The sequence below is a fragment of the Eubacterium sp. F2 genome (genome assembly GCF_046244355.1).
In the GTDB taxonomy this organism is placed as follows: Bacteria; Bacillota; Clostridia; order Peptostreptococcales; family Anaerovoracaceae; genus Aminicella.
This window is the reverse complement of sequence record NZ_CP176393.1, coordinates 1,424,289-1,436,676: the sequence shown is the minus strand read 5'-3', so window position 1 is coordinate 1,436,676 and position 12,388 is coordinate 1,424,289. Positions and strand designations below refer to the sequence as shown.

General features: G+C 48.5%; 12 protein-coding genes. 2 read left to right on the top strand and 10 right to left on the bottom strand.

Annotation, left to right across the window (positions count from 1 at the left end):
- Positions 1-132: 132 nt before the first annotated feature.
- On the top strand, positions 133-1,047 hold the full coding sequence (gene nadA / locus ACI77B_RS06050; protein WP_409335998.1) for a quinolinate synthase NadA: 915 nt from the start codon (positions 133-135) through the stop codon (positions 1,045-1,047).
- Between the two features lie 168 nt (positions 1,048-1,215).
- On the opposite strand, the gene ACI77B_RS06045 is transcribed toward nadA, so the two are convergent.
- The 4 genes from ACI77B_RS06045 to ACI77B_RS06030 all read right to left on the bottom strand — a co-directional run bounded on the left by ACI77B_RS06045 (position 1,216) and on the right by ACI77B_RS06030 (position 5,244).
- Positions 1,216-2,040, bottom strand: coding sequence for an EFR1 family ferrodoxin (locus tag ACI77B_RS06045; RefSeq protein ID WP_409335997.1), 825 nt, complete (start codon positions 2,038-2,040; stop codon positions 1,216-1,218).
- A gap of 152 nt (positions 2,041-2,192) precedes the next feature.
- On the bottom strand, positions 2,193-4,148 hold the full coding sequence (locus ACI77B_RS06040; RefSeq protein WP_409335996.1) for an FAD-dependent oxidoreductase: 1,956 nt from the start codon (positions 4,146-4,148) through the stop codon (positions 2,193-2,195).
- Positions 4,149-4,214: 66 nt separating this feature from the next.
- Complete coding sequence (locus tag ACI77B_RS06035; RefSeq protein ID WP_409335995.1) at positions 4,215-4,727, bottom strand: hypothetical protein; 513 nt, start codon at positions 4,725-4,727, stop codon at positions 4,215-4,217.
- A 328-nt stretch (positions 4,728-5,055) separates the two neighbouring features.
- Positions 5,056-5,244 (bottom strand): hypothetical protein, encoded by a 189-nt coding sequence (locus ACI77B_RS06030; RefSeq protein WP_409335994.1) that lies wholly within the window; start codon positions 5,242-5,244, stop codon positions 5,056-5,058.
- On the opposite strand from ACI77B_RS06030, the gene ACI77B_RS06025 reads away from it, so the two are divergent.
- Positions 5,209-5,862: a LysR family transcriptional regulator substrate-binding protein gene (locus ACI77B_RS06025; protein ID WP_409335993.1), complete on the top strand. Its 654-nt coding sequence runs from the start codon at positions 5,209-5,211 to the stop codon at positions 5,860-5,862. The two genes, ACI77B_RS06030 and ACI77B_RS06025, sit on opposite strands and share 36 nt — an antisense overlap.
- Before the next feature lie 80 nt (positions 5,863-5,942).
- Here the strand turns inward: ACI77B_RS06025 and crcB are convergent, their stop codons facing one another.
- The 6 genes from crcB to ACI77B_RS05995 all read right to left on the bottom strand — a co-directional run bounded on the left by crcB (position 5,943) and on the right by ACI77B_RS05995 (position 12,275).
- Positions 5,943-6,305, bottom strand: a complete 363-nt coding sequence (gene crcB / locus ACI77B_RS06020) for a fluoride efflux transporter CrcB (protein WP_409335992.1) — start codon at positions 6,303-6,305, stop codon at positions 5,943-5,945.
- Between the two features lie 331 nt (positions 6,306-6,636).
- A complete protein-coding gene (tsf, locus tag ACI77B_RS06015; protein WP_409335991.1) occupies positions 6,637-7,560 on the bottom strand; it encodes a translation elongation factor Ts in 924 nt (307 codons plus the stop codon).
- Positions 7,561-7,604: 44 nt separating this feature from the next.
- Complete coding sequence (rpsB, locus tag ACI77B_RS06010) at positions 7,605-8,372, bottom strand: 30S ribosomal protein S2 (protein WP_409335990.1); 768 nt, start codon at positions 8,370-8,372, stop codon at positions 7,605-7,607.
- Between the two features lie 200 nt (positions 8,373-8,572).
- The gene (locus tag ACI77B_RS06005) at positions 8,573-9,196 is read right to left on the bottom strand and encodes a LytTR family transcriptional regulator DNA-binding domain-containing protein (RefSeq protein WP_409335989.1); all 624 of its coding nucleotides are present in this window, start codon (positions 9,194-9,196) and stop codon (positions 8,573-8,575) included.
- Between the two features lie 383 nt (positions 9,197-9,579).
- Complete coding sequence (locus ACI77B_RS06000; RefSeq protein WP_409335988.1) at positions 9,580-10,659, bottom strand: IS30 family transposase; 1,080 nt, start codon at positions 10,657-10,659, stop codon at positions 9,580-9,582.
- 575 nt (positions 10,660-11,234) lie between these two features.
- Entirely contained in the window at positions 11,235-12,275 is a 1,041-nt protein-coding gene (locus tag ACI77B_RS05995) for a tetratricopeptide repeat protein (protein WP_409335987.1), read from the bottom strand.
- Positions 12,276-12,388: the final 113 nt, after the last annotated feature.

Genomic DNA, 12,388 nt, shown 5'->3' with positions numbered 1-12,388 from the left:
ACAATTTCACAGGCCATGGGGTGATAAAGGAAACGGCCGCAGGCTTTCCTGTCCCCTTGCCAGTCAGATTTTGTCCGCACAGAATGGATGGAAGAGAAAGAATTGGAAAAAGCAGCTTTCGGAGGTTAAACAATGAACACTAGAGAACTTCAGGATGCCATCATGGAGAAGAAGAAGGAAAATGATGTCTGCATTCTGGCACACGCTTATCAGAGCCAGGACATCTGGGACGTTGCCGACTATATCGGCGATTCTTACGGTCTGAGTGTCCAGGCGTCCAAGGCTCCGCAGAAGACCATCATCATGTCCGGTGTGCGGTTTATGGCGGAGACGGTAAAACTGCTTTCCCCGGATAAGAAGGTTCTGCTGGCCAATTCTCTGGCCGGATGTCCGATGGCCGCGCAGATGGACAGAGACGATGTCCTGAAGCTGAGAGAAGAATATCCGGATGCGGCAATCGTCGCCTACATCAATACGACTTCTGACCTGAAGCGCGCTGTCGATGTGGTCGTCACGTCCTCTTCAGCCGTAAAGATTCTGAAGCAGATCCCGAATAAGCAGATCGTGTTTATCCCGGACTGCAACCTGGGATCCTGGTGTGAGGAACAGCTCCCGGATAAGGAATTTATCTTCGTCAACGGCGGCTGCCCGACCCATATGCGCATGATCGAGCGCGACGTGAAGCTGGCAAAAGCCGCTCACCCGAATGCTGAGATTCTGGTTCATCCGGAAGTTCTGGAGGAAGTCAGAAAGCATGCCGATTACATCGGAAGCACCACAGGCATCATGAAGCACGCGGAGGAAAGCAGCAATAAGGAGTTTATCATCGGCACGGAGCACAGCATCGTCCAGCACCTGCAGTTCAAGTGCCCGGACAAGGTCTTCTATCCGCTGTCCAAGGAATGTGTCTGCCATAACATGGCGGCAACCACGCTGATGGACATCTACCGCGCCGTGACCGGAGCCGGCGGGGAGGAAATCCAGCTGTCCGAGCAGGTTCGCAAAGAAGCGCTGAAGCCGATCGAAAAAATGGTAGAGATGGGCTAAAATACCGGATTGTTACATAAAATAAGGGTTTCAATTTTTCTGGTAACAGAATTTCAAGAGGCCGGTACTCCGGGGAATACGAGTTCCCCGGGTGCCGGCCTCTTCTTTTATTGTCTTATGGTCTTATCAGGCAGACGGCAGCAGGCTTCCCGGCTGTCCGCCCGACGCTTATCTCTCCGGCAGATAAAGGATCGATTCCGCAGGATCGCGGAAATTCTTTTCCAGCATCTTCTTATGAGATAAAAATCCCGGATCATCCAGATATTTCGCCTGCTTCGGGCATGTCCTGATGCAGGCCTGGCACTTGATGCAGATTCCCGTGACCTCTTCCGGCTGTTCTGCTGAAATGGACCCCATGGAGCAGACCCGGGCGCAGATTCCGCAACGGTCACAGCGCTGAAGATCTGTTTTCGGCTTTGCCTTCAGAAAATTCACCGGCCTTCCGTCCTCTCCCTTCGGGATATAATAAGGTTCCGGCGGCTGATCTCCGTCGATCACGACCGGCTTCAGCATCTTTCCGGATGCCAGGTACTCCGCTGCCGCATCGACTAAGGATTCCGCCTTGCTGCGGTCTTCTTCCGTCGGGTGTTCACTTCCGATCTCCGCGAAGGCATGGGGCGCGGCAAAGGCTCCCGCAGAAATGGTGCAGAAACCGTTTTCCTGCAATATATGTTTCAGCTCCCTCAGGGCACTCCCCGGGCTCCGGTTTCCAAAAGTTACAAGAGCAATCGCTGGCGTATCCCCGGACGACCTGATCAGACTCCCGATTTCCGGCACAATCTTATTCGGAAGCCTTCCCGCGTAAACCGGAAGACCGATAAGCAGAAGCTCTTCCCTTCCAAATACTCGTTTATCTCTCCTATTCTCCGGCAGCGTAAAATCATCATACAAAGCCGGAATTTCCAGCTTTCCGCTGATTCTCTCCGCGATGAACTCCGCGGCCTTTCTGGTCGTTCCCGTCGGACTGAATGTCAGAACCGTAATCCTTTTCATGGCAGCCTCCTGAATATAGCTTATTCCTTCTGTTTTCACTATACTTTTCCTGAGCAGGATGTCAATCCTCTTCAGCTGTCCGATCGGACAAAAGAAAAAAGACAAGGCAGCGCCCTGTCTTTTTCGTTGAAGTTAAGAGGAGCAGCGTATTATTAATGAATATCCAGAGCAGCGTGATAGCCCTGATATACTGCGTAGGTGATGGTGTTCGGACGAACACAGTTTCCGATGGATGCGAACTGAGGAGCAAGGCCTCTGAGTTCTTCTACGATATCGGTGTTCGGCTTCAGGCCGAGGGCGCAGAGAATGGAATCTGCCTGAATCTCTACCTGCTCACCGTCTTTTGTTTCCCCGATGACCTTATCGTCTGTGATGTTCTTACATGTGCATCCCGTATGTACCTGAATGCCGACTTCCTTCATCTTATTCATCAGCAGAGGACGGTAGCGGACATTGGCATCCGGGCAGAGCTCATCGCGCATTTCCACGACATGAACCTTCTTTCCCTGATCACCCAGGACAGCAGCCAGTTCGCATCCGACAAGGCCGCCTCCGAGAACAACGACGTTCTCTCCAACCTGATCTTTCTTCAGGTAATAATCTTCTGCTACAATCATGCGGCTGCTTTCTCTGAGGCCTGGAATCGGCGGAACCATCGGGGAAGATCCGGCAGCGACGATCAGAGCGTCCGGCGCTTCCTTCTTTACATAATCCGCATCCACACGGGTATTCAGGCGGATTTCCACACCGGCTTTCCGCGCCAGAGTCGCATAAGTTCCGCCAAGCTGGAACATCTCAAACTTCGGCGGCAGAGCTTCTTCTCCCTTCAGGAGGCCTCCGATTTCAGCGGATGCTTCACACAGAATGACCTGGTGTCCTCTTCTGGCAGCGGTATATGCGGCGTAAAGTCCTCCCGGACCGCCTCCGACAACCAGAACCTTGCGCTTAACCGGAGCCGGCATGATTTCTCCAAGGCCCTCGTCTTCTCTTCCGATCAGTGGGTTGACCGTGCAGCGGCGGGTAAAGGTTGCAGCACGCTCTGCCATGCAGGTATAGCAGCGCAGGCAGCGGACGATTTCCTCTTCTCTTCCCTCCGTAATCTTATTTGGCAGCTGCGGATCCGCCAGAAGGGCTCTGGCCATTTCTACTACATCGGCCTTTCCAGAGGCAATGATCTCTTCCAGCATCTCCGGATCATTCAGTCCGCCGATCGTTGCAACCGGCTTATTCACATGCTTCTTGATCTCTGCAGCCAGATACACGTTTCTTCCATGAGGCTCGAACCAGGATGGATGGGTGATTCCAAATGTCTTCTGATAAGTTCCCGCAGATACATGGATCAAATCCACATAGTCTTCTACTGCCTGAGCGATTTTAATTCCCTCGTCCAGATGATAACCGCCGTCTACGAATTCATCTCCGCTCATACGGAACTCAATCGGGAATTTCGGTCCGACTGCTTCACGGACAGACTTGACAACTTCTACCGCAAAGCGGACACGATTTTCAAAGGATCCACCGTATTCATCGCTGCGATGGTTGAAAAGAGGCGACAGGAACTGGTTGATCAGCCAACCGTGGCCGCCGTGAATCATGACCATCTCAAAGCCCGCGCGTTTTGCAAGGGCAGCCGTCTCTCCATAGGATCTGACGATATCATCAATCAGATCTTTTGTGAGCTCTTTCACTTCCACGTCGTCTTCTCTCACTCTCGCAGACGGTCCCCACTGCACCAGGCTGTGCTGCTTATTCTTATCCGCGAGATAAGTTCCGCCGAACTGGCCGGAATGGGAAAGTTCTACCGACGGCATACATCCGTGACGGCGGATGGCATCAGCCGTATACGTGAAGCTCGGAAGGCTGCCCGGGGTGGACAGATTCAGGCGGAACATATGACTTCCATCCGTTTCATGGACCACACACTCGGAAACCGTTACCGCAGCAGCACCGCCCTTGGCACGGAGCTCGTAAAACTTTGTTGTCTTCGGACCGATGCAGCAGTCCGGCGTAATATCTGTTCCGCCCATCGGAGCAGAAAAGATGCGGTTTCTGAAGGTTACTCCCGCCAGTGTGATCGGGGAAAGCAGATTTGGATATTTATTTGTCATTGGTATCTCCTTTTAATTTCTATAGCTTGAATACTGATGATTTTTGTCTTTTCCTTCTTACAAATTTTAAACAGCAAGAGATTCCATCTCTCTTACGGCATCCCTGCCGGAATTCTGCGGCACACTTCTCTTTGCTGCCCATTTTCCGACCGCTTCTGCGACGAAGGCTGTGAAATAGGAAACAATGAAACAGATCAGCCAGTCTTTCCGGATTCCATGAACCCATGCGGAGAACTGCGCCTCAGCCGGAATTACTTCGTTGAAGAAAATGTTGGCTCCGGAAACGATGAGCGTATTTGCAGTATTTAAAATCAGGGATGGAATAATTCCCGCCACCAGCTTATATCCGATCGATCCCGGCTTCAGGCCGATCAGTTCCGCAGACTTGTTTCCCCACTTTACATATGGAACAAAAATACTCGTGACAAGGACAACAAATGTAATCATCGCCATGATCTTAAACACGACGGAAAAATTAAACTCCAGTGAATCGACAATGACGACAGCAATCGCCATAATGAAGCCCATGACGATGGACAATACGGTGGTCAGCACACAGCCAAAATGATCTTTAAACATAATCTTTTCCTCCTCAGGTTTTTTCTCTCTTTGAATTGTCTATACTTTATCAAAACTGTGAGGCATGTTCTATCATCTGTACAGGCACAGGTATAAACAGATAGTTGATAGAGCTGATAATCTTGAAACGAACAAAGTCAGAACGGTATAATGAAATCAATCAGGATAAAAAAATCTGAATCCGCTGAAGAAACAGTGGACATAAAGGAACATAAACATATAGAAAGAATCGGAGAAGCTTTATGGATACCAAACTGCTGGATTACTTTATCGCCTGCTATGAACTGGGCAGCATAAACAAAGCCGCGCACGCCTTATATATTTCCCCTCAGGGGATGAAGCCCTGGATAAACTGGAAGCTGAGGTCCAGAACACCCTGTTTATAAGAAATCGCTCCGGCCTTCAGCCAACCGCCTGCGGAAGATATTTCTACGAGCGCAGCAAGGACCTGATTTCCATGCTCCAGTCCATAGAAGTCGAAATGAAACGGATACACGATAATGAAAACATCTTTCATATCGGCCTTTCCTGCGGGGTGACGAATGTTCTTCCCACCAGATTACTCTGGCCGGAAAACAAGGCCCTTGGCGCAGGCATCGCAGCAGAATTTTCTGAAGATTTTAATGATAAAATTAAAGCCCTTCTTCTTGCCGGCCAGCTGGACCTGGCCCTGATCATCGGCGATATGAACTCTCCTCTGATTACCCAGAGGAAAATCTTCAGCCGGAAAATGAAAGCCATCGTCTATGACGGCCACCCCCTCAGCAGCCGGTCTGTCCTTCAGATTAAGGATCTCAAGTCCCAGCCGCTGATCACCCTGAACGAAAAATTCTCGTCTTATCACCTTCTGATCCAGCGCTGCCGCGAGAGCGGATTTCTGCCAGATATACGCTCCACAACTATGGAAAGCGCAGTGATTTACTCTCTGTGCGCGGACAGACAGGGAATCGGCATCGATGTCGACATCCACCGCAGATTTACGATGCCGGACGATCTCCGCTATATCGAAATCGAGGATTCCATTCCCTGGACCATCAATGCTGTATATCGGACGGCGCATCAGAAAGCGGATCAGCTTGAACAGCTGATCGAACACGTCCGGCTCCAGACTCTGCGTTTTCATGAGGCCGTATGATTACCCGTCTGCATCAGCGAAAACAGATGTCGGCGGCTCTGTCCCGGCCTGCATATACTTACTTGCACTGCCAGATTCTTCTAACCGAGTCTGAGCCCGACATATACGCCGGCTATGCAGCAGACAACAGAAAGAATAATGTACAGTCCTCCCTGAATCCAGCTCCCGGATTCCAGAAGGCCCCAGGCTTCCACAGAAAACGTCGAAAATGTCGTCAGGCCGCCGCACAATCCTGTTTTCAGAAACAGCAGCTTATTGGGATCCATGTCGGTATCCTTCGCATAAGCGATAATAAAGCCGATCAATACGGCACCGATGATATTGGTGATAAAGGTATTGATCGGATAATTTCCCCTGCTCTGCATCGGGATAAGAGAGAGCAGAAATCTGGCGCAGGCTCCGACGAAGCCGCCCATTCCAACTGCTGCCAATTGCATAAACATTCTATTCACCTCATACGATCTGCTGCATCACTTGATTATTTCACTCACGGCTTTATAGTATAGCACGATCAGTGGGTAATTATACGATTATTTCTCCGTTCTGTAATATTTCTGGGAACGGCTCTTCGGTGTTTCCGGATGGGTCATGGCCAGTTTTCCTCATAACATTTAAACAAACAAAAAGCAAACATCAAACAAATAAAGCTAAGGTTAGTCAAACAGATAAATCTGCTCCTTGCCCGTATCTCTTTTGTCCTTACAAAAAAGAAAAATACCGCTAAGCCCGCACTAAATGGCGGACTCGGCGGTATGGTTATCGCTTGATATTTACTTATTTAGCTGCTTCAGCCTGCTGCTTGGCAACTTCCTCAGCGAAGTCCTCGTTTCTCTTCTCGATTCCTTCTCCGACCTCATAACGTACCATCTCTGTAACAGCCATGTCCTGACCAGCCTTCTTAGCCTCTTCAGCAACATACTGCTCTACTGTCAGGTCTCCGTTCTTTACGAACTTCTGGTCGAGGAGGCAGACTTCCTTCAGGACCTTCTTGATCTTTCCCGGGATGATCTTCTCGATCATCTGAGCCGGCTTGCCCTCTTCCTCGAGCTGCTTTCTGGCGATTTCCTTCTCATGCTCCAGGTACTCCTGGTCAGCCTCGGAATCCATAACGAACTTCGGGGACATGGAAGCGATCTGCATTGCTACGTCCTTACCAACCTTCTCAACTGTCTCATTGAATGCGTCGGTCTTGATTCCTGTAACTGCAACGATCTTTCCGCCGCCGTGAACGTATCCTACGTAAACATTTCCCGGTGTCTGCAGCTTGATGAAACGTCTGATGGACAGCTTCTCTCCGATCTTGCTGATCTTCTGGATGAGTGCCTCATCAACGGTTCCCTCTTCTCCGTAAGGCAGAGCCTTCAGAGCCTCTACGTCCTTAACGTCGTTGTTCAGAACGATCTCAGCGATCTTGTCTACGAACTCAACGAACTCCGGATTCTTAGCGACAAAGTCTGTCTCAGAGTTGATCTCTACGACAGCTGCCTGCTTGTGGTCCTCGGAGAACTTGGCAGCAACCAGACCTTCAGCTGCGATTCTGTCAGCCTTCTTGGTGGCCTTGGACAGTCCCTTCTCACGGAGTACGTCCATAGCCTTATCGATGTCGCCGTCTGTCTCTGTCAGAGCCTTCTTGCAGTCCATCATGCCTGCCTGCGTCTTATCTCTGAGCTCCTTTACTAATGCTGCTGTAATCTTCATCTATCTTACCTCCAGATGTACATTCAGAATCAACGGATATGCAATTATTCAGCGTCAGCGATCTCCTCGATGCTCTTCTCGCCTTCCTCAGCGCCTTCTGCATTGGCAGCCTCTGCATCATCCATGCTCTCGCCCTGCTTTCCTTCCATAACGGCATCTGCCATCTTGGTGGAGATCAGCTTGACGGCTCTGATCGCGTCATCGTTAGCCGGAATAACGTAGTCGACATCATCCGGATCGCAGTTGGTATCAACCATTCCAACGATAGGAATGTTCAGGATTCTTGCCTCGTGAACAGCGATCTTCTCCTTCTTAGGATCTACGATGAACATAGCTCCCGGCATACCCTTCATCTCACGGATTCCGCCGAGGTTCTTAACCAGCTTGTCATGCTCCTGCATCAGCTTGCTGACTTCCTTCTTGGACAGCTTCTCGAAGATTCCGTCCTCTTCCATCTTCTCGATCTCGTTCAGTCTTGCAATTCTGGTAGCGATGGTTCTGTGGTTGGTGAGCATTCCGCCGAGCCATCTCTCGCATACGTAATATTCTCCGCATCTCTGAGCTTCATCAGCAATTGCGTGCTGAGCCTGCTTCTTGGTACCTACGAACAGGATCGGCTTTCCGGATGCTGCAACGTCCTTCAGGAAATCGTAAGCTTCGTCGATCAGCTTAACGGTCTTCTGCAGGTCGATGATGTAAATTCCATTTCTCTCTGTGAAGATGTACGGAGCCATCTTAGGGTTCCATCTTCTGGTCTGATGTCCAAAATGAACACCTGCTTCAAGTAACTGTTTCATAGAAACTACTGACATAATAATATCCTCCTGGTTATGACTTCCATCCAGCCGACTGCCGCATTAAACCATCCTCATGGACAGCACCATCTGCGCTTAAGCCGGATGTGTAAAATTAACGGATGTGCGCTCCGCCTGCTCCACTAAAAAAGCATATGCGCAGTCCGCACAAACATAGTTATTATACTTTACTGCTATCAAGAATGCAAGGAGTTTTTCTAGTGCTCGGTCAGATAGTCGTTATAGGCATGGCGGAATTCATGAAAATTCGATGCACATGTTTCACAAGTTTCTCCATTTTCAAAAATTATATTGCAGCTTGTCAGATGTACGACATTACTCATGTTGACGATCCGCTTTTTTGATGAATGGCAAAAATCCCTGTTTAAATATTGATAGACATAGGACTGATCTCCTATCATTTTACTCTTTTGTTTGTCAACAGTGTTGAAATATAGATGTCCCTCTTCATACTCGATGGTATTAATATCATTCAATAGTAGTTTCTTTGTTTCTGATCGTGTAATAAAAGGGACATAATTTTTTAGCGAATTGCGTCGTATTCTCCCATGTTTATCGACAAACAAAAATTTGATTTTCTCTCCATCCGATTTGAATTTACCAGGTGCTTCCTTACATAAGCTATACGCTTCTTCCTGGCTGATCCCGTAAACGGTCCAGCTTTCTGCTCTTTTTCTTTGTTTCTGACTAACCTTATCTCCAAGATTCTTTACCGATGACAGCAGGACCTCGATGTGATCTTCTGTCACGTCTTGATTTACGTTAATTGCCATCTGCTTCTCATACTTGATAAAATTCTGCTCCCTTTCGACTCTTGCCATATTCGTTCTCTCCAATCATTTTACATTTCATAACATTGCATATCTATCACACTTATCTATTCTTTTTACTGTTGGACATACTCGGGATATTTTGCTGAATCTGATTCTACAGATAAATTAATTTGTATTCAATTAATTGTTAATAATAATTCAGATTTATTCTGAATTTTTGTCGATTTTATTTACAAGAGAATATTAATTTTACACCTTATTTGATGTATTAAACAAATTATGATTTTCGCAGCCTCAATGTATGAGTTCAGAGAATCAGGTCTTTACGTGATTTCTCCATGTGATTACAGATGTTTTGTACTACAGCGTTTACAGTAATTAATACATAATGTCAAGTCCGTAAATTGCAAGTTCAAATTGAACAGTAGCAGTTACGAAGCTGATTGAACCTTGTCAACTGAATATACCTGATCGAGAAATTCCTCGAATAGCTCCTCTGGAGTGCAGTAGCCAAGCGCCTTTCGGGGCAATGCGTTGATCTCATCTGCAAAGCTGCAGATTTGTTCTGCGCTGTAGCGCTCGATCGATGATCCCTTGGGAATAAACCTGCGAAGAATACGATTGTGCCGTTCATTCTGTGGTCTTTCCCAAGATGAAAATGCATGGGCAAAATATACATTTATACCATATTTTTCCATCTCTTTAAGCCTGGCAAATTCACTGCCATTGTCGGCTGTGATGGATTGGAAGATCTCCGTGAAGTGCTCCTGGTATTCTTCACGTAGCACCTCCAGAGCCGCCATGACAGAGTCAGCGTCTTTACCCGGGATCTTGATGGCTACATAGTAATCGGTCTTCTTCTCAAGCAGAGTGAGGACGACAGACTCGCTGCCGCGTTTACGGCCTACTACCGTGTCAATTTCCCAGTGACCACAGTGAATCCGCTCCATAACTTCCTCAGGGCGTTCTTCGATGCTCTTGCCCAGGATATGCTTGTTCTGGCGAGCTCTGTGATTTTTGTGGGACTTTCTGGACAGTGCTTCCGGAACATCAGAAGGACGAATCCTGAGGTTTCCCGCCCAGAGCTCATTGTATAAAGTTTTTGTGCATGGAATCTGTTCTGCAGGAAACAGCCGCTCCCGTTTGGCATAGCCCACACAGGCATCCAGAGACCACTTGTGATGTTTGATCTTTCCATACATCCATTCCAGGAAAGGCTCGGCACCCGCAATCTTGTGCACCTTGTGACAACGTGACCGGTTGATCTCATAGTTCTGCTGGCCACGTCTGGCGGAGTATTGTGGAAATCTTCCTCTGTTGCCCCTGCGTTCGCCTGTACCACGCCGAAGCTCGTACATTACGGTGGATGGGGAGCAGTCGATCTGCTGGGCAATCTTACGGAGAGAATAGCCAAGCTTTTTGAAGATCCTGATACTGCATCTTTCTTCAAATCTCAGGTGCTGACCCCTTTCACGATCGGGTGTAATCATGGTAGAATTAAGTTGATCCATAGTGGACTCCTTTCGGTGAATTTTTGTTTCGCAACTTTTATTCTACCAGAAATCCGCTATGGATTTTACTTTATTCAGCTGTTCAAGTTCATTTTACAATCTACCATAATGTCAAGTCCAGAACGTGGTGTGAATTGAACAACTGATTTATTGAAACACGATGCCTCAGCAATGTGTTAAATAAAATATATTTTTCTGATTGCAGTCGGAGAAATCGCTTCAAAGGTCTTTTTTCCGACTTCCATTTGAGCCAGGTCGGTAAACCCGTCTTCCAGGTGATTTTCCCGACCGATTTCGGCTGTTTTGCATGAAAATAAAAGGAATATTGCATGAATAGATATACTGAATACACGTACTGTAAGTTCCATCCATCACAATAATTTTCACACAATAGCTGACTCGATTATCCTATAAAAAGCCGCAGACAGAAGTGTTCATTTATTAACACATCCCTCTGCGGTCTGTATTGTCCAGCATAACCGATTAATCGCAATCTGATCTACTGTCTGTTTCTTTATTATGGAAATGATTCGCCTGACATCTGCCTGGCAGGCAGCTATCGGCAATCCACGTCCTTAATTCACCTTAATCCCCTCATTCTGGCGCTTCTGCTCCCGGTCGAGTTCGCGGTTCTGCTTTACGATTTCGATTTTCTTGCGGTATTTCTCGGCCTTGTCGTCGTAACCGTCGGCCTCGTAGAGTTCCACCAGCTGCTCCATGGTCTCGATGTTGCTCGGGGAGAGCTTCAAAACCTTCTGGAAGGCATCCAGAGCGTCTGGAGTCAGGCCCAGGGCCCGGTAGGCTGCGCCCAGATAGTACCAGAGTGGCCACCACTGGTTGTAGCGCGGATCCTCTTTATAAACGGACAGAATCTCAATGCCGGATTCCAGTCTGCCGCTGATGATAGCGTTGCAGCCTTCCTCAATTTTACAAGGCTCCACCAGTTTCTCGGAGAGTCCCTGCACCTCTTTCCTTGCCTCTTCATTTTTTGTCAGGGAGAGGAAGCGCTGGAAGGTCAGCGCGGCTTTCTGGTAGAGACCTAAGTTCAGGTAGGCGTAGCCCAGATAGTAGTAGCCTTCATCAAAGTCCGGCCATTTCTGTACCAGGGTCTCGAAGGCGTGAAGGGACTCGGCCTTAAAGGTCCCGACGTACTCCTCGCCGGTTCCCTTCTCATAGGCATCGTGCAGGGCTCTGGCGTAGCAGTACTGGGCATCCTTGAATTCCGGGTCCAGGATCAGGGCCGCACGGAAGTAGACGCAGGCGGTCTCATAATCCTCTTCCTTGGCCTTGTCTGCGCCCTGCTGCACCAGCAGCTTGGGGAACTGGTCCGGGAAGAACTTATTAATGTACTTAACGTAGGCATCCCGGTACTTGAATTCCGGGTCGCAGCCAATGACAAATGCCATGGCATCGGCGATCCTTACGGTGCTGAATTCGGTCATCTTGGTGAGGTCGTCCCGGTTCAGCGGAATCGGCACGCCGCGCATGAAGTCAGCGATCTCTGCCTTCCGCAGGTAGTCGTTGGACAGCTCATCAAAAAAGTAATTCTTCAGCTTGCCGACCAGATAATCTTTTATCGGGTCTTTATGTTCGTTGTTGTTATCGTTCTGTGACAATATGTAATACTCCTTCTATAATCTTTTCTCACTTCGCCTGACAGCTCGTGAATCGTGAGAGCCTCTGACAAGCGCCGCAGCCTGCCCGGTTTCCTTGCTGCGCATCGCCCTGC